Consider the following 20940-nt stretch of genomic DNA (forward strand, 5'->3'; position numbering starts at 1 on the left):
AGGATAAATAAATAATATGAAAAACGAATTTAATATTTTTTTAAATCCAATCTATAATTATTCTACATATACATCTCATCTATCATCAAACAAACAAAAATATAATGATTTATTAAAAATAACCAAAAATATAGAGGGATTGTTTATACAAATGATTGTAAAAAGTATGAGAAATAGTTTTCCACATGAAAATTTATTATCAAATGAATCTGAAAGCGTTTATCAAGATATTTATGATAATACATTATCACAAGCAATAAGTAAAAAAGGTTTTAATTTTTCAAAAATTATTGCGCAGAAAATTTTAAAAGACACTAATTTAAAATAGTTAATCAATTTATTACATAATATATTTAAAAAATATATTTTTAAAATTTTTTATAAAAAAGAGTTAAATATTACTATTTTTTATATCTTATGAATTTAATAATTTTTATTACATATACATAGAAATATTAAGCATCCCATAACAATTTAAAAACAATATTAAATATAAAAATGGGATGCAAAAAAAAATAAAAAAATATCAACTATGATATTTAATCACATTACTAAAAATATTTTAGATACATATTCATCTATATCAAAACCATATTTCTATAATTTGAAATTATCGAATATATGATTAAATTCAATTTTTATATATTACAAACTATTAAGAAATAATCTAATAATTAAATAACTAACCTGTCATTACTATAATATTAGTAATACACAAATATATATATTATATTTATTAGAAATATATAAATAAATTATTAACTAGATTTATGAAGTGTTTTTATTTGTGATGTATTATTTTTTTAATACTTAACATTACTATAATTTATAGAACAAAGATAAAAACTATATTAATTTATTTTATAAACTATTTTTAGTATAATGTCATATTAATTCAATACAATATATGAGATATTATTTAGAAATATTTTTTATATAACATGATACGTCAATTCAAATCAAATAAGTATTATATTATAAAATTATATTTATACATAATCATTTTATATTTAGTACAACTATAAGATACATAATTCATCTACACAAAATTATCACATAAAAAAACTTTATTTAAAATAAGAAATTAATTTTTTTTTTACTATAAATAATAAAATATTTTTGATTTTTTAAAAAATATATTGTATATAATACATTTTATTTATGTCATACTCATTTAAATTATTATTGATTATTAATTTCATTTTATCAGAATTTTTTATATTTTTTTAATTAAAATGAACTATTTTTTTTATTAAATTTTTTAAAACTATATCTTGAGAATATATTAATTTAATTAAACTAAATATTTTTGTATTTTATCTGTAATTAATTATAAAAAATATTTTTTCTAAACAATTATATTTTATAAAAAATTAAATTAATTAATTTTTTTGTTTAATATAATTACTATTATTTATATTTTTTTAATATTTTATACTTGTATTAATATAAAAGTATAATCAATAGATTATAGAAAAAATATGAATTTTTTTATTTTTTCTTTCATAATTATTTTTTTATATAATTTACTGCACGTTATGTCATTTAATTAAATAAGAACTAAAATATTTTATTTATTATTACTTTTTATTAATAAATAATACAGAATAGTGCAATAATTTTAATTTAATCATTTTTTGATACAATGATAATACGTGTTGTCTACTATTTTTATGTTTATCTCTTTAATTTACTTCTGTTCTCTTATTATTTAATAGATTACAAGATAACTCTATACTGGAACAATTGCATGTACTTCATGAGTATTTTCTTTTAATACTTATTTTTCAATGAATTTTAAAATAGAAAGAGATAATGAATCATTATCTCGAATAGTACCTAACCCACCACATCGAGGACAAATATGATAACTTGATTCTCCCAAAGATGGACTAAGACGTTGACGAGACATTTCTAATAAACCAAATTTAGAAATATTACTTATTTGAGTACGAGCGCGATCATGTTTAACTAATTCACGTAATCTATTTTCAATTTCACGCTGATGATAACTAGACGCCATATCAATAAAATCTATAACTATTAATCCTCCTAAATCTCGTAATATTAATTGACGAGCAATTTCATCAACTGCTTCAATATTAGTATGTAATGCAGTTGTTTCTATATCTATAAATTTAGTAGAACGTGACGAATTAATATCTATAGCAATTAACGCTTCCGTAATATCTATTACAATAGATCCTCCTGATGGTAATCTAACTTCTCTTTGAAAAACAGAATTAATTTGTGACTCTATTTGATAATGACTAAATAAAGGAGTTATTCCCTTATAAAGTTTAATTTTGTTACTGAAATCAGGTCGACCTAATAATTTTATATGTTGATGAGCTATCTTTAAAATTTTTGGATTATCAATAAGAATTTCACCAATATCTGATTTAAGATAATCACGAAAAGCTCGTATAATCACATTACTATCTTGATATATTAAAAAAGGAGCATTATTATTTTTTGCAGCCTGTTTAATTGCATCCCAATGTTTTAATTTAAAATTAAGATCTAATGTTAATTCATCAATAGATTTTCCCACTCCAGCAGTTCTAATTATTAACCCCATATTATTAGGTAATTTCAATGAAGATAAAATCTCTTTTAATTCCAATCTTTCTCTTCCTTCCACTTTTCTAGAAATACCGATTGCATGTGGATTATTTGGCATTAAAACCAAATAACTACCTGCTAAACTAATAAATGTAGTTAATGCTGCTCCTTTACTACCTCTTTCTTCTTTATCTATTTGTACAATAATTTCCTGTCCTTTTTTTAAAATATTTTTAATGTTAGGTTTTATATATGAAAAACAGTTATTAGAAAAATAATCTTTAGAAATTTCCTTTAAAGGCAAAAAACCATGTTTATTAAATCCATAATCAACAAAAACAGCTTCTAAACTGGGTTCAATTCTAGAAATTTTTCCTTTGTAAATGTTAGATTTTTTATTAACATGTCCATGTTTTTCAATACCTAAGTTATATAAACGTTGTCCATCAACAAATGCAACTCTCAATTCTTCTCTCTTAGTTGCGTTAATTAACATTCTTTTCATTAGAACATCTCTATTATTTTTTTGATAAGTGTTAAGATGTATAATAATATCAAACTAAAGTAAAAAAAATAAATACATAAATCATATAATTTATATATAGTTAAACAATGATAAATTAAATTATGCTCAATTGTTTTTGATATAGCATATACTTAAATTTAATACATTATATTTAATTAACATTACATTATTTAATAAAATACATTTTAATAAACTATTCAAAGAATATATGTAAAATTGATGATATAAAATATTAAATAAAAATAGTAAAGTATTACATAATAATATTTTATCATAAATAGATGATTATTTTTTTAAATATAACGTATATTATTAATGACTCACTATACAATAGATAACGTATAATTCAATATATAAAAATAAGATATATGCTTATATTAAAATAAACTATATACTAATTAAATTAACCTATATCAATCAATAACTAAATATATAAAAATGTCGTTAATTCGTAATATATACATCACGGAAGACATGGAACAACAAAGAATAGATAATTTTTTAATAAAAAAATTTAAAACTATGCCAAAAAGTTTAATTTATAAAAATATTAGAATTGGTAAAATAAAAATAAATAAGAAAAAAATTAAACCAAAATATAAATTAAAGATAGGTGATAAAATAAATGTTATCTCTATGATGACAAATCATCTAACAAAGAACAAAATTACAATTATAAATCAAAAAAAAATTTTTAAAATAAAAAATATATTTTTTAACAACATATTATATGAAGATGAACATTTATTAATAATAAATAAACCATCTGGAATAGCTGTACATGGAGGTAGTGGAATACACTTCGGGATAATAGAATGTATAAGGCAATTAAGACAAAAAAATACCTTTCTTGAATTAGTACATCGATTAGATCGTTCTACATCTGGAATCTTGCTATTAGCTAAAAAACGTTCAGCATTAATTAATTTACATCAACAATTAAGAGATAATCAAATTAAAAAAAAATATTTAGCTTTAGTTCACGGAAATTGGCCTGAATCAAAAAAAATTGTCATCACTCCTTTGCTAAAAATAAAACAATTTAATAAAAAAAATATTGTTATAGTAAATAATAAAGGAAAAATATCAGAAACTCATTTTAAAATTCAAAAAAAATATATTAATAATACTTTACTTTCAGTAACTCCTATTACTGGTAGAACTCACCAAATTCGTGTTCATACATCACATGTCGGACATCCAATAGTATTTGATGATAGATATGGAAGACATGATTTAGACATTTATAATAAGACAAAAGAAATCAACAACAGATTATTATTACATGCTAATGAAATTAATTTTTTACATCCAAAATTTAATTATCGCATCAATATATTAGCCCCATTAGAAAAAAATGTTAAAAAATATTTAGATTTACTCTTATAATTTTAATTATTATTAGTTAAAATAAAATCAACGTTAATTACTACTATATAAACTATATAACTGTAATAGCTTTAAAAAGCTATTAATTTATATTTCATTTAGTCAATAGGATGAAAATATTATCATGGCTGTACAAAAAAACAAACCAACACGTTCCAAAAGAGGTATGCGTCGATCTCATGATGTATTAAAAACGTTACATTTATCTATAGATAAAACATCTGGAGAAACACATATTAGACATCATATAACAAAAAATGGATATTATAAAGGTAAAAAAGTAATCTAACACATACAAAAAAATAAAAAAATATAATTTACTAAGACACACCATAAAATGTAAATTATATTTTTGAAAAAATATGATATTAATATATAATTAAAAAAATATTGTCTTTAATAAAATATTATTAGATATGTTAAAATTTAAAAAAAATGATTCTATAAAAAAAATGAATCTATTTGCTATGATATTTCCAGGTCAAGGCATACAAAAAAAAAATATGCTAAATGAATTATCATTACAAGACACTATTGTTAAAAATACTTTTAACGAATCATCAAGTGCAGTAGGATACAATCTATGGAAATTGATAAAAAATGATACTAATAATCAATTAAATTATAGTGAATTTATACAACCAGCAATATTAACTACATCTGTAGCGATATATCGTTTATGGATTGATAAACATGGATATTTTCCTGATATTATGGCGGGTAACAGTTTAGGAGAATATTCTGCATTAGTATGTGCTAATGCTATTTCATTATATGACTCAGCAAAGTTAGTCCAATTTCGTGGAAAATTAATGCAAAAAATAATACGTTATAAACAAGTTGCTATGTCAGCTATTATTGGATTAGATAAAAAAAAAGTTATTGATATATGTAATCAACAAAAAAAAAATCAAATAGTAGATCCATCAAATTTTAATACTTTAAATCAAACTGTTATATCAGGTAATAAATCAGCCGTAGAACGTGTTGGTATCGATTGTAAAAAATCTGGAGCCACACATGTTATACCACTTAACATAAATATAGCTGCTCATTGTCGATTAATGATACCTGCTGCTAATAAATTATCTCGTTTTATAAAAAAAATTCATTTTAATAAACCTACTTGTCCAGTAATAAACAACATTGACGTTAAATGTGAATTTTCTAAAAAAAAAATATGTAAAGCTTTAGTAAAACAATTAAGTTATCCAGTTAGATGGTATGAGATTATAGATTTTATTAAATTACAAGGAATTAAATTAATTCTAGAGGTTGGATCAAGTTCAATTTTAACTAAATTAAATATAAATAATATTTCTATCACATCTATTGCATTAAACAATTCATCAAATTTTTTAACAGCATTTCATCGAATAAAAACTACATGAATAGACAAAAAATAGCTATTGTTACAGGAGCATCCCGTGGTATAGGGTTAGATATTTTAAAAAAATTAATTAGAAAAAATATTTTTGTAATAGGAACATCTACTACTAAAAATGGGATGAATAAAATTAATTATTATTTAAAAAATAAAGGTATAGGGATTATTTTAGATGTTAATGATTATCTATCGATAAATACATCTATAAAAAAAATTTATGAACAATATAAATTCATTGATATATTAATTAATAATGCTGGAATTAATCGTGATAAACTACTTATTAATATGACTACTATAGATTGGGAAGATGTATTACGCATTAATTTAACAGGTGTATTTCATATGTCAAAAGAGATACTCTATACAATGATTAAAAGACGGTACGGTAGAATTATTACTATTGGTTCAGTTGTAGGACATATCGGAAACCCTGGACAAACAAATTATTCTGCAGCTAAATCTGGTTTAATTGGTTTTCATAAATCCTTAGCGTTAGAAGTAGCATCTTTTGGAATTACTGTTAATATAATTTCTCCTGGTTTTATAAAAACAGATATGACTAATTCAATAAATAAAAAAAAATATGATAATTATATATCTAAAATACCAATGAAACGTTTTGGACAAGTTAATGACATATCGTCAGCTGTTTTATTTTTTATATCTAACCAAGCTTCATATATCACTGGACAAGTATTGCATATCAATGGTGGTATGTATATGAATTAATATAATAAATTTATGTAAGGATATTTTATATAATGAACAATATAGATCAACGTATAAAAAAAATATTGTCTGAACAATTAGGTATACAAGAATTAAACATTAATAAGAACCATTCTATTACAGATGATCTTGGGGCAGATTCTTTAGACTTTATAGAACTAGTCATGAAATTAGAAAAAGAATTTAATATTGAAATACCTGACAAAGAAACTGAAAATTTAACAACAGTACAAAAAATAATTCACTTTATAAAAAATAATACTGACGAAAAAATAAAATAAAACTATTTTCATATTTATAATAACGAAATTAATATCATAATATTATATTAAAATATTAATATATAAATTAATAAAATAGGAAATATTATAAAATGAAAAATAGTCAATTTATTGTAGTTGAAGGAATAGAAGGATCAGGTAAAACGAGCATTTGTCTCATTATATTAGAATTATTAAAACAATATAATATTAAAAAAATAATTAATGTTAGACAACCTGGAAGTACTCCTATTGCTGAAATGATACGTAATATAATAAAAAACAACAATGAAGAAAAATTAATTAAAGAAAGTGAGCTATTATTAATATGCGCTGCACGATTACAATTGATAGAAAATATTATTAAACCTGCTTTACAAAAAGGAATATGGGTCATAAGTGATAGACATATTTTATCTTCATTTGCTTATCAAGGAGGAGGATCTCATATTAACACAAAATTAATAACTACTTTAAATAAAATATTATTTTCTAAACTAAATCCAAATTTAACAATTTATGTAGATATTGATCCTAAAATAGGATTAAAACGAGTATATGCCAGAGGATTACCTGATAGAATAGAAAAAAATAGTTTAGAATTTTTTAAACGAACTAGAAAAATATATTTAAAAATGATAAAAAATAATATCAATACAATTTATATTAATGGAAATCAAGATATTAATTTAATAAAAAAAATATTACAAAAAAAAATAAAACACTGGCTAAAAAATGATTATTACCCTACACCCTTGGCTTACTCAACTTTATAAAAATATTGTATTACAATATCAAAAAGGAAAACCTCATCATGCAATTTTAATAAATACCCATCGAGGTATAGGTGTTTTAAACCTTGTTAATGCCATTACATGTTGGCTTTTATGTACAGAAAAAAAAAATATTTATTTTTGTGGATCATGTCATGGATGTCAATTAATGTTATCTAATAATCATCCTGATTATTACCAAATAACACTCAAAAAAAATAAAAAAACATTTGGAATAGAATTAATCAGAGATACTATTCATAAAATATCATATACTTCTCAACAAGGTGGAGAAAAAGTTATAAATATTTCAGATATAGCATATATTACTCCACAAGGAATATGTGCATTACTAAAAAATTTAGAAGAACCTCCAAAAAATACTTGGTTTCTATTAATTAACTACAATACAACAATAGTTCCTAATACTTTAAGTAGTCGCTGTATATCCTACTTTTTACCACCTCCAATAGAATACATTGGACTTAATTGGTTAAAAAAATATAATAATACCTACAATAAAAATCATGAAATATCATTATTAACAGCATTAAGAATTTCAGAAGGATCTCCTATTATTGCTAAGAAAATACTTTACGGTAAGTTATGGTCAGAAAGAACATATTTTTTTATACAATTAAACAAAGCAGTAAATGAAAAAAATTTTTTCCATTTATTATCTATTTTTAAAAAAAAAAAAATAAATATTATATTTTATATCAATTGGATTTGTTTTTTTTTATTAGATATAATTAAATGGAAATATAATTTATATTCATCAATAATTAATTTAGATCAAAAACAACTTATACAATACTACTCAAATAATTACTCTATTCAATCTATAAACAATACAACGTCATCTTGGATTCAATGTAGATTTCAATTAATCAATGTTATTGGAATAAATTATGAATTACTATTAACAAAAGAACTATTAAAATGGGAATTAGAATAATATACTAGATACCTTTTCTACTTACTATATTAATTAACGAACTAAAATCACAGAGAGATTTGTCATGTTTCTGATAGATTCACATTGTCATCTTGACCGTTTAAAACAAATAAAACAACAAAAAAATGGAATTAAAAATATATTAAAAAAAGCTAAAGAAAACAACGTACATGTTATACTTACAATTGCTACATCTATAACTAACTTCTTAGATATACAAACATTAATAGGAATACATAAAAATATTTTATACTCATGTGGTATACATCCTTTATATATTAAAGAAAATAATGTGGATCAAATCAAAAAACTAGAAAAATTTTCTCAAAATAAATATGTTATAGCACTGGGAGAAACAGGATTAGACTACTACTATACAAAAAATAATAAAAATGAACAAAAATATGTTTTTAGAAAACACATACATATTGGAATCAAATTAAATAAACCAATTATTATACATGCAAGAGAATCAATTAATGATATTATATCTATTTTAAAAGAAAAAGAATTCAATAACAGTACTGGAGTAATACACTCATTTACTGGAGATATATCTGATGCAAAAAAAATATTAGATTTAGGATTCTATATCTCTTTTTCAGGTATTATTACATTTAAAAACTCAGATAAAATCCGTCAATCAATTAAATACATTCCTTTAGACCGAATGTTAATTGAGACTGATGCACCATATTTATCTCCTGTACCTTATCGTGGTCATGAAAACCATCCTGCATATTTAAAACATATAGCCTATTGTATTACAAAAATAAAAAATATAGATTTAGGATCATTTTCATCAATTATAAAAGATAATTTTTATACACTATTTAAAATAAAAAATTAATATAATTTTATTGTACATAAACAAATATATAATGATCTAGTCTATACTTATTATTAAATTAAATTAATAACATTACATATATAAATTAATAAAAAACCAATATTTAACATTAATCTTATTAGATAAATATTACACATACTAAAAGTACGTATATAAAAGTAAGATAAAAAATAACATATACAATGAATTATATAATAAATACAGAGCATATTGTGTATATAGATAAGATACAATTGTGCCTGATTACATTAAGGAAATTTTAAAAATGTTTAAAAACACATTTTCTAATCTACAAAAAATAGGAAAATCCTTAATGCTACCGGTCTCTGTATTACCTATTGCAGGAATTTTATTAGGTATAGGATCAGCTAAATTTAGCATAATACCAGAAATAATTTCTCATATTATGGCTGAATCAGGTGGATCTGTATTTACTAATATGCCATTAATATTTGCAATAGGAGTAGCACTGGGTTTTACTAAAAATGATGGAGTATCTGCTTTAGCTGCTGTTATTGCATATGGAATTATGACTAAAACATTAACTGCAATAATACCTCTATTATTAAATATTTCTCAAACAGAAACGATTCATAAACATTTGTCTGATACAGGAATATTAGGCGGTATTATTTCTGGATCTATAGCAGCATATATGTTTAATAGATTTTATAATATCCAACTACCAGACTACTTAGGTTTTTTTTCTGGAAAAAGATTTGTGCCAATTATTTCAGGTATTACTGCTATATTAATAGGTATTCTTTTATCTTTTATATGGCCTCCCGTAAGTAAATATATTCAAATATTTTCGCAGTGGGCTGCTTATCAAAATCCAATATTTGCTTTCTCAATATATGGTTTAGTTGAACGTGCATTAATACCATTTGGATTACATCATATATGGAATGTACCTTTTCAAATGCAAATAGGAGAATTTACTAATGCTATAGGACAAACATTCCATGGAGATATTGCCAGATATATGGCTGGAGACAATACTGCAGGTAAATTATCAGGCGGTTTTATCTTTAAAATGTATGGATTACCAGCTGCAGCATTAGCTATATGGCAAACATCTCATCCTGAAAACAAATCTAAAATTGGAAGTATCATGATATCTGCTGCATTAACTGCCTTTCTAACAGGTATTACGGAACCAATAGAATTTGCGTTTATAATAGCATCTCCCATGTTATATGTTATTCACTCAATTTTAGCAGGTTTAGCTTTTCCTGTATGTATTATATTAAATATGCGAGCAGGTACAAGTTTTTCTCACGGAATTATAGATTTTATTGTTTTAAGTGGCAATAGTCATAGACTATGGTTGTTTCCAATTATTGGTATTATTTATGGATTAATATATTACTCTATTTTTTATATTTTGATAAAAAAGTTTAATTTAAATACACCTGGTAGAGAACAAATAAGTAATTTATTAACTCATCTTAGTGAAAAAAAAATAGCTATACATATAATTAATGCGTTAGGAGGAAAAGATAATATAACAAATTTAGATGCATGCATTACACGATTACGAATTACTGTACGTGATACATCTAAAGTTAATATAATACGATTAAAAACAATAGGAGCAGCAGGAGTTGTAATATCTGGATCAGGAGTACAAGCTATCTTTGGAACGAAATCCGATAACTTAAAAACTGAAATAGATAAATATTTATTACTTAAATAATAAATTATAAAAATAAGAGTAAGAAAAATATACTTACTCTTATATACTATAATGTAAATAAATATATTTATACTTAATAAAAAATTTTTAGTATATGAATACAAAAATAATTATCGTATAATATACTTTACTTTTATTATCATAAAATATAAAGAAAATATGGAAAAAAATAATATTTTTGAAAAAATTATCTCTAGACAAATAAAATCAGACATAATATTTCAAGACAAAAGAGTTACAGCATTTAAAGATATTCGTCCTAAATATCCAGTTCATATTTTAATCGTGCCAAATACAAAAATTGTTTCATCTAATGAAATTAATGAAAACAATAAATATATTTTAACTGATATTTTTTTTACTGCTATTAATATAGCAAAAAAAATGGGTATACATAATTCAGGCTATCGTTTAATATTAAACTGCAATAATCACGGAAGACAAGAAATACCACATTTACATGTACATTTAATTGGAGGTGAACTACTAAAAAACATTTGATATAATAAACAAATTCAAACCCATAATACATAATTAAAATAATTTATATACAAATATATAACACTTAAATAAAAAATACGTTATTATCCTATAATATAAAAAATAAATTTAATAAATAATGATTAATTTTACTTTTCATAAAACATCATAATTTTATCTATTTGCTCTGCTGAATTTCATTTTGTAATAACAATAAAACGAGTCAGTTAAAATGAAATGATTAATCAGCAGAGATAATATTAATTAATATTATATTGTAATAATAATTTTCAATTTTTAAATATTATATAACATAGTAGATAATTAAATTAATACAAAATATCATTTATTAAAATTTATAAATGATACCGGCACTAATCACATTACCTTCATGAACTCCATCAATTATGTCAGCATTCTTATTATGTTTTAATAAATCAAATTTATAATCTACATAAGAATACATGTGATCACTAAAATTATAATGACCAGATACATTCATTTGTCTATTTAAAACTCTTTTATCTGCAAAACTTTTTTGATCCATTGTATGCATATTTTTTCCATATGATTCAGAGTAAGCTAAAGAAGAACTTAATCCAAAATCAAAATTATATTCACCAAAAAATTCTAAATTACTAGATTCACCAATAAATTTAGTATTTTTAGCATATGGAGTTACATTATGACCTTCTCCATAAAAACCAGCAATATAACAATTATTTTTTGCATACTTTAAACCTATTCCATATGCATCAGCATTATCTCCTTGTCCATCCATAATTTGAATAGGTGTTCGATTACTAGAAAACCAAGATGCTACTGCAGTAATACCATATTTATTAGTGTATTGTATAGAACTACCCCAACCATCTCCATTTTCTTTAGCGAGATTAGAATGTTGATGTTTTGATTGATACTGTAAACTAGTTTTTAAATGATTTGATAAACCAAAAAAATTATGATTACGATAAGTCAGTACATTGCTCGTACGATGAATTAAGAATGCATCATCTTCTTTAAAAAAATTGTTACCATGTACAAAACCATGAGGATTGGTTACAGATTTAGCATCGTACATAATTCCGTAATTTCTTCCATAATCTATAGAACTCCAATTACCAAATTTAACTCCAACTAATCCTAAATTTATTTTATCATCATAATAATGTTTTATATACTTATCTAAAACAAAACCTTTTCCAGTATATTCTAAACAAGAATATCCTGTTAATTGATTACCAATATCTGTTGTTCCAAAAAGACCAATAGTATATTCACTAGCATCAACATCATATGTTTTAATTATAGAACGCGGTTGATTTACAAATCTATTTTTTTGATCAATCTCTCCATAAACATTTAACGTATTTCCATTTTTATTATATATTTCTACTCCATATACTGTACTCATAATTAATAAAATTGGCATCATTATGATCAAAGCAATACGATTTATCATTTTTATCTATTACCTCATAACCTTCAGTTATATTTAATATTAAACAACTATTATTTTTTATTAACAGAATAATAAAACAACTAGTTTTATCTTATTGATTAATTTATGTTTACTAAAAATCAATATTACGTACAGTTCTAGGAAAAGGGATCATATCTTTTATATTTTTAATACCAGTAATATAAGCTATAAACCTTTCTATACCTAGTCCAAAACCTGAATGAGGTACTGTACCATATTTTCTTAAATCTCTATACCACCAATAATCTTTCTTATTTAATCCTAACTCTAATAATCTACTATCTAATACTTCAAGTCTTTCTTCTCTTTGAGAACCACCTATAATTTCTCCAATATTAGGTAGTATTACGTCCATTGCAGATACTGTTTTCTGATCGTTATTTAAACGCATATAAAATGCTTTTTTGTTTTTAGGATAGTTACTAATTATTACAGGTTTTTTAAAATATTTTTCAGTAATATATCGTTCATGATCAGTTGATAAATTCATTCCTAAAAATACATCATTTCTAAATTTAATATTTGATTTTAATAAAATATTAACAACATCTATATAATTAATATTAATAAAATCACTATCTAAAAAGTATTTTAACCGATTTACAATATTTAATTCATTAAAATTTTTTAAAAAAATAATGTCTTGTTTACATTCATTTAATACAACAGATACCGAATATTTTAACATTTCTTCTGAAAAAGAACATATATCTTTCAATGTAAAAAAAGCTGTTTCTACTTCTAACATCCAGAATTCCGCTAGATGTCTACTTGTATTTGAATTTTCTGCTCTAAAAGTTGGCCCAAAAGTATACACTTTTGACAGAGCACATGCATATGCTTCTAAAGTTAATTGACCAGATACAGTTAAAAATGACTCTTTACCAAAAAAATCTTCATTAAAATTAATATTTTTTTCTCCAGACATATTATGTATATCTAGAGTAGATACCCGAAACATTTCACCAGCACCTTCTGCATTAACTGCTGTAATTATAGGCGTAGCTACTAAAAAATAACCTTTTTGATCAAGAAATTTATGTAATGCTTTAATTAAAACATGTCTTATTCTAGTAATAGCTCCAATTAAATTAGTACGAATTCTTAAATGAGCAACATCTCTAAGATATTCTATACTATGTTTTTTTAAAGAAATTGGATAAGTGTTAGGATTTTTAATCCATCCTAATACTACTATTTTTATAGCTTTAACTTCATATACTTGTTCTTTTCCCTGAGATAAAATTAATTGTCCAGTAACAGTGACAGAACAACCAGATGTTAAATGTAACACCTCTGTAGTATAATTATTAAGAATATCACTTGCTACTACTTGTATAGAATTCAAACAAGAACCGTCATAAACATTAATAAATGATATTCCTAATTTTGAAGTTCTTCGACTCCGTACCCATCCTTGAATAATAATTATACTATCTAATTTTGTCCTATTTAAATGTACATTAACTATTGATACTACATTCATAAATCATTCCATTAATATCATCTAATTAATTAAATTAAATTATATCTCATACTATCTTAAATTAACAAGTATACTAAAATAATTATTAATAATTACTTGAGTTAAAATTAAATCAATATATTTTATAAAATTATTTTTTTAAAATATGCATATCTTATATACATATAAATATTTATTTTAAATATAATAAAATATTTAATAATTATATATTAAAAAATATATTAATTAATACACATTTATTTTAAATTAAATAAACATAATGATCATTGTATATTTATTTAATAAATAAGCAATATAGATATCTAATAATCTTTATAATCTCTTGTGAATATAAAAATATAGTTTTATATATATTTTATATTATATCAATCATATTATGTAAAATTACATATTTATTTTTAATTATAACTATATATAATATGAAAATCTATTAAATCTGTACATTGTACATATAATATAGAATATTCACAAACAACATTAATATAAACATACTTATAATTAAAAAAAATAATTAAATAATACCATATAATTGATCAAAACAATTAACTGAACAACAACCATAAAATGTTTCATTACATGAAATACATTGAATAAAAAGTTTATGACAAAAGTTATAATTACAATTTCTATGAGTATCACAAGCTTCATAGCATTGATGACAATAAGAAATAATATCTTTAGAAACTCGTTCTCCTAATCTAGCATCAAATACAAAATTTTTTCCTTTAAAACGAATAGGTAACTTATTTTTTTTAGCATCATGCACATACCCTAAAATACCTCCATAAATATGATATATTTTTTTAAAACCATTTATCTTCATCCAAAAAGTAGCCTTCTCGCAACGAATACCACCTGTACAGTACATAACAATTTTTTTATTTTTTTTATTATGGAATAAATCTACAATAACTTTTAGTTGATCACGAAAAGTATTTTTATAAATTACTACTGCATTTTCAAAATGACCTACTTCATATTCATAAATATTTCTCATATCAATAAACGTCACATCATTATCATCTAACATCATATTAACACGACTAGCTGTTAAATATACACCAACATTTTTATTGTCAAATAATACATCTTCATTAAAACCATCTGCAACAATTTTATTTCTTACTTTCACACGTAAACTCCAAAAAGATTGTTTACGATCCAACGCATGATTCATATTAAAATGATAAAATTGATTACATAATGTAAATAAATATGCCTTCATTATAGTATAATTTTTTATTGGTACACTAATTTGTGCATTAATACCTTCATTTGCAATATAAATTCTACCTAATATGTTTAAATCATTAAAACCTGTATATAAATTATTTCTAATTAATGTAGGATTACTAATATCACAATATTTATAAAAAGAAATTGTTATACGTTCTTCACTATCATATACAAAATTAGATTTTAATAATTTGTTAGAAATACGATTATAAAGATATGACATATATCATTATTCCTTTACAAAAAAATATTTTATATTTTAAACAATATAAATTTTATCCATATATAAAAAACCATAAAAACTATTTTTTATATTCTATAAAGTTAAATTAATATGAAACAAAATTATATATCATATATAATAAAATAAAAATTAAAAAATATATGTATTTATAATATAAAAATGATTACTTTTATATAAAACTATTTTATTGTATCATAATTCTAATATCAATTGTATTTGCTTAATTAATTTATATTGCATATTTTCTAAATTTAATAACGTTAATTTATCTTTTTTAATAATATTAATTGGGGCAAATTTTACATATTTTTTATCTGATAATTTATTTTTTATATTTATTAAATTTGACTGAATAATATGTATTTCCTTATATAAACGAGTGATCTCAAAATCTTTATCTACTATACCTGAAATAGGAACTGATAATTCTGCACCATCTAAAAGTTTAGTAATCGATAAAGGAAGTTTTGCATTATCTGAAACAATAGTAATACTTTTTAATTGAGCTAACATTTTTAAATAATTTTCATGTATTTTAATAATATCAATTATTTTGCTATCTACATGTTTAAAAAATACAGGTAATAATTTATTAGCAAGAGATTTAATTGATGAACGAATGTTTCTAATAGAAACTACTACAGATTGAATCCAATTCATATTAAATATTACTGAATTATCTATTAAATTAATATTATATTCAGGAAATTTCCGCAACATAATACTCTTATCTGAAATATTAGTCAATATTCTAATTCTTTGCCAAATTTCTTCAGTAATAAAAGGAATAATTGGATGAGCCAAACATAATAACGCTTCAAGTACTTGTACTAAAGTATATTTAGTACCTGTTAAATCTAAACGATCTGAACTATGAATAAATTTTTTTACTGATTCTAAATACCAATCGCAAAATTTATACCATACAAAATCATATAATATATTAGATGCTTGATCAAATCGATAAGTATCTAAAGCATTGCGATATTTCTTTACAACATCATTAAATTCTAAGATGATCCATTGATCAGCTAAAGTTAAAAATTTAAAATGTTTATACTGAATTAATTCTTTATTTGACACATTTAGCAAAATGAATCGACTAGCGTTCCATAACTTATTGCAAAAATTACGATAACCTTTTAGTCGATTCATATCCCAAACAATTTCACGTGCAGTTGATGCTAAAGAAGAAAAAGTAAACCGTAACGCATCAGCACCTGTTGCCTGAATGCCTTTTGGAAATAATTTTTTAGTCTTTAGAACAATATCCTGCAAATTATGAGATTTAATCATATAAATTGTACGTTTGTTAATTAACTGTTCTAAACTAATACCATCAATCATATCTATAGGATCAATTACATTACCATGTGATTTAGACATTTTTTTTCCATTTTCATCACGAATTAACCCTGTAATATATATAGTTTTAAATGGTATTTGTGGATTTCCTTTATCATCCTTTATTAGATACATGGTTAACATAATCATACGAGCTATCCAAAAAAATATAATATCAAAACCACTAACTAAAACACTAGTGGGATGAAAACGCTTTAAAAAATCTGTATTATTTGGCCAACCTAATGAAGCAAATGACCATAAACTAGAAGAAAACCATGTATCTAATACATCTTCATCTTGTGTAATTATTTTATCTGAATTAATATTATATTTTTGACGAACCTCCATTTCATTTTTTCCAACATATATATTATTATCTAAATCATACCAAACAGGAATTCGATGTCCCCACCATAATTGTCTAGAAATACACCAATCTTGAATATTTTCCATCCATGAAAAATATAAATTTTTATATTGTTTTGGAATAAATACAATATCTCCGTTCCTCACCGCTTGCGTTGCTACTTTTGCTAATTGAGTGGTGCGTAAATACCACTGATTAGTTAACATTGGTTCAATTACTGATCCACTTCTATCACCATGCGGTACCATAATTTTACGTGAAATAACTTGATCTAATAAATTTAATATACTTAGTTCATCAATAATATACTTTCTTGCAATAAAACGATCTAAGTTTTTAAATTGAGTAGGAATAACATATGATTGATAATCATATATTTTCCCAGAAATATTAAAACATTTTGGAAAATCTATTATCTTACCGTCTAAAGTAAAAATATTAATAATTGGTAAATTATGTTTTATACTCACCTTATAATCATTAAAATCGTGCCCTGGTGTAATTTTTACACATCCAGTGTCTTGATTTATTTTAACATATTCATCAAAAATAATAGGAATAGGACGATTGATTAATGGAATTAAAACATGTTTACCTAATAACTTTAAATACCTTTTATCATTAGGATTAATAGCTATCGCTACATCACCAAATAATGTTTCTGGACGAGTAGTCGCAACCACTAAATATTTATCTTTATAAAACGCTGAACAATCTTCCAATAAAGGATATTTAATATACCATATAAATCCATTAACTAGTTTATTGTTAACCTCTAAATCAGAGACCACTGTTTGCATCTTTGGATCCCAATTTACTAATCTTTTTTTTCTGTAAATTAAATTATCTTTATACAGTAAAATAAACGCTTGTATTACAGCTTGTGAAATACCCATATCTAATGTAAAACGCTCACGACTCCAATCAACAGAATTACCCAACCTGCGCATTTGATAAACAATTTCTGAACTAGATAACTTCTTCCACTCCCATATCTTGTTTATAAATTTTTTTCTTGTATATTCTTGTCTATTTTTTTTTTCTTCCAGTAATAATTTTTTTTCAACAATTACTTGTGTTGCAATACCAGCATGATCAGTTCCTACTTGCCAAAAAGTGTTATCACCCATCATCCGATGATACCTAATTAAAATATCCATTATAGTCTGTTGAAAAGCATGCCCCATATGCAAATTACCTGTAATATTAGGAGGCGGAATCATAATACAAAAATTATTTTTACTTAAATTATTAGTTGGTTGAAACAATAAATTAGTTTCCCAAAAATTATATAAATGTTTCTCAATATCTTGTGGTATAAAATTTTTTTTCATATGTATACTTTTAATAATCAATATTATATTTATTAGTTTAACAATAATAATTAATTATATACCTCGTATTTTATCAGATAATAAACTACTATATAATATTTAATTTTTATTCAATATTATTTAATAAATAATTATATTATATTAATTTAATATATTTTTTAAGAATAAAAATTTAAACCAGATTTGTTTAATAAAAATTGAATTAATAATAAAATAGGTCTTCCAGTAGAACCTTTATTTTTACCAGAAACCCAACTTGTACCTGCTATATCTATATGGGCCCAATGATATTTTTTAACAAAATGAGATAAAAAACAAGCTGCAGTAATTGCTCCAGCTGATTTTGTATTACTAATATTAGCTAAATCAGCAAAATTAGAATGTAAAGTATCTTTATATTTATCAAATATAGGTAACTGCCATACTGTATCTCCAGTTTGTTTACTAGCCTTAATTATATCTTTAACTAATAAATTACAGTTAGAAAATAAACCACTAATACTATTTCCTAAAGCAGTCACACACGCACCAGTCAAAGTAGCAATATCAATTACTATACTTGGTTGAAATCTTTCTACATAAGTTAATATATCACATAATATTAAACGTCCTTCAGCATCAGTATCTAAAACTTCTACTGTTGCTCCAGACATCGTTTTAATAATATCGCCTGGACGAAATGCTCCTCCACCTGGCATATTTTCACAACTAGCTAAAATTCCTATAATATTTAAAGGTAATTTTAATTTTATTACAATATACATTATACCATATACAACAGCAGCTCCTGACATATCATATTTCATTTCATCCATACATTTTGAAGATTTGATAGATAATCCTCCAGAATCGAATGTGACTCCTTTACCAATTAAAATAATTGATTGAAACATATTGTTATTTAATCCATTATATTTTATTAATGACATATAAGGTTTATTTTTTGAACCTTTGCTTACCGCTAAATATGCATTCATACCTAACATATTAAGTAATTTTTCATCTACTATCTCTATTGATAATTTAGAATCGCTATTTTGTTCTAAATTTTTTACTTTTAATTTTAAATAATTAGGTGTACAAATATTAGGAGGTAGATTAGCAAGATCTTTAGTTTCTTTAATACCTTGATTAATAATTACCCCATGTTGTATAGCCATTTCTCCAAAAAATATATCTGACTTTTGATAAATATTAAAAAATATATTATGCAACGTTGATCGTTTGATTTTATATATACTTTTAAAATAATTAAATTGATATGAAAACTTTTCAATTACTTCTAAAGCTACCCTAATCTTCCAATACATATTTTTATTATCTATAAATAAGTTGTTTATAAATAATACTGCCTCCGTAGCAGATGTACTGTTTAAAACATACATAGTTTTTAAAAGAATCTTTCTATATATATCTTCATTAAAATCAGATTCTTTTCCACATCCTATTAATAAAACTCTATCAGAAAAAATATGAGGAACATTATATAACAATAAAAATTGATTAACTTTTCCTTCTAATTCTCCAGATAAAATATATTTATTAATACATCCTTTACTAATTTCATCTAAATATTTTGCAGCTATAGATAATTTTTTATTTTCAAAAACACCTACTACTACACATTCTTTTTTTAATTGTTCTACATTAAAATAATTTATATGAAATTTCATAATTTCACCCAAAGCAATTTTATTTAAAATATTAAATAATAAATCCATTAATTATAAATATAAAAATAAGATATACAACAATATATCTTGTCAAACTATAGTTTAAGATATAAGATTAAAATAAATTTAAGAATAAAATAAAAGAATATTT

General features: G+C 22.9%; 16 protein-coding genes and 1 pseudogene. 11 read left to right on the plus strand and 6 right to left on the minus strand.

Annotation, left to right across the window (positions count from 1 at the left end):
• The first annotated feature begins 16 nt into the window (after positions 1–16).
• A complete protein-coding gene (locus RJX12_RS01375) occupies positions 17–328 on the plus strand; it encodes a rod-binding protein (RefSeq protein WP_343191984.1) in 312 nt (103 codons plus the stop codon).
• Between the two features lie 1360 nt (positions 329–1688).
• On the opposite strand, the pseudogene rne reads toward RJX12_RS01375, so the two are convergent.
• Positions 1689–3070, minus strand: a pseudogene (rne, locus tag RJX12_RS01380) (ribonuclease E); the annotation flags it as partial.
• A gap of 495 nt (positions 3071–3565) precedes the next feature.
• Here rne and RJX12_RS01385 point away from each other — a divergent pair.
• From RJX12_RS01385 to RJX12_RS01430, 10 genes are all read left to right on the plus strand, one after another.
• Positions 3566–4480 (plus strand): RluA family pseudouridine synthase, encoded by a 915-nt coding sequence (locus RJX12_RS01385; RefSeq protein ID WP_343191985.1) that lies wholly within the window; start codon positions 3566–3568, stop codon positions 4478–4480.
• Between the two features lie 124 nt (positions 4481–4604).
• Positions 4605–4769, plus strand: a complete 165-nt coding sequence (rpmF, locus tag RJX12_RS01390; RefSeq protein ID WP_343191986.1) for a 50S ribosomal protein L32 — start codon at positions 4605–4607, stop codon at positions 4767–4769.
• A 127-nt stretch (positions 4770–4896) separates the two neighbouring features.
• A complete protein-coding gene (gene fabD, locus RJX12_RS01395) occupies positions 4897–5871 on the plus strand; it encodes an ACP S-malonyltransferase (protein WP_343191987.1) in 975 nt (324 codons plus the stop codon).
• Positions 5868–6599 carry a beta-ketoacyl-ACP reductase gene (locus RJX12_RS01400; RefSeq protein ID WP_343191988.1) on the plus strand — a complete coding sequence of 244 codons (732 nt, stop codon included), beginning with the start codon at positions 5868–5870 and terminating at the stop codon, positions 6597–6599. The genes fabD and RJX12_RS01400 overlap by 4 nt, the downstream gene beginning before the upstream one ends.
• Before the next feature lie 32 nt (positions 6600–6631).
• A complete protein-coding gene (acpP, locus tag RJX12_RS01405; RefSeq protein WP_343191989.1) occupies positions 6632–6880 on the plus strand; it encodes an acyl carrier protein in 249 nt (82 codons plus the stop codon).
• Between the two features lie 92 nt (positions 6881–6972).
• Positions 6973–7635 carry a dTMP kinase gene (tmk, locus tag RJX12_RS01410; protein ID WP_343191990.1) on the plus strand — a complete coding sequence of 221 codons (663 nt, stop codon included), beginning with the start codon at positions 6973–6975 and terminating at the stop codon, positions 7633–7635.
• Entirely contained in the window at positions 7595–8590 is a 996-nt protein-coding gene (locus RJX12_RS01415) for a DNA polymerase III subunit delta' C-terminal domain-containing protein (protein WP_343191991.1), read from the plus strand. Before tmk ends, RJX12_RS01415 begins: the two co-directional genes overlap by 41 nt.
• A gap of 64 nt (positions 8591–8654) precedes the next feature.
• Positions 8655–9440, plus strand: coding sequence for a TatD family hydrolase (locus RJX12_RS01420; protein ID WP_343191992.1), 786 nt, complete (start codon positions 8655–8657; stop codon positions 9438–9440).
• A 265-nt stretch (positions 9441–9705) separates the two neighbouring features.
• Entirely contained in the window at positions 9706–11139 is a 1434-nt protein-coding gene (ptsG, locus tag RJX12_RS01425) for a PTS glucose transporter subunit IIBC (RefSeq protein WP_343191993.1), read from the plus strand.
• 159 nt (positions 11140–11298) lie between these two features.
• Positions 11299–11640, plus strand: coding sequence for an HIT domain-containing protein (locus tag RJX12_RS01430; protein ID WP_343191994.1), 342 nt, complete (start codon positions 11299–11301; stop codon positions 11638–11640).
• A gap of 328 nt (positions 11641–11968) precedes the next feature.
• On the opposite strand, the gene RJX12_RS01435 is transcribed toward RJX12_RS01430, so the two are convergent.
• The 5 genes from RJX12_RS01435 to RJX12_RS01455 all read right to left on the minus strand — a co-directional run bounded on the left by RJX12_RS01435 (position 11969) and on the right by RJX12_RS01455 (position 20789).
• Entirely contained in the window at positions 11969–13081 is a 1113-nt protein-coding gene (locus RJX12_RS01435) for a porin (RefSeq protein WP_343191995.1), read from the minus strand.
• Between the two features lie 112 nt (positions 13082–13193).
• Complete coding sequence (gene asnS, locus RJX12_RS01440) at positions 13194–14588, minus strand: asparagine--tRNA ligase (protein ID WP_343191996.1); 1395 nt, start codon at positions 14586–14588, stop codon at positions 13194–13196.
• Between the two features lie 511 nt (positions 14589–15099).
• A complete protein-coding gene (locus RJX12_RS01445; RefSeq protein WP_343191997.1) occupies positions 15100–16047 on the minus strand; it encodes a rhodanese-related sulfurtransferase in 948 nt (315 codons plus the stop codon).
• A 213-nt stretch (positions 16048–16260) separates the two neighbouring features.
• Positions 16261–19116 carry a valine--tRNA ligase gene (locus RJX12_RS01450; protein WP_343191998.1) on the minus strand — a complete coding sequence of 952 codons (2856 nt, stop codon included), beginning with the start codon at positions 19114–19116 and terminating at the stop codon, positions 16261–16263.
• A gap of 158 nt (positions 19117–19274) precedes the next feature.
• A complete protein-coding gene (locus RJX12_RS01455; RefSeq protein WP_343191999.1) occupies positions 19275–20789 on the minus strand; it encodes a leucyl aminopeptidase in 1515 nt (504 codons plus the stop codon).
• Between the last annotated feature and the right edge of the window lie 151 nt (positions 20790–20940).

Source organism: Buchnera aphidicola (Formosaphis micheliae) (assembly GCF_039403185.1).
Taxonomy (GTDB): domain Bacteria; phylum Pseudomonadota; class Gammaproteobacteria; order Enterobacterales; family Enterobacteriaceae; genus Buchnera_C; species Buchnera_C aphidicola_B.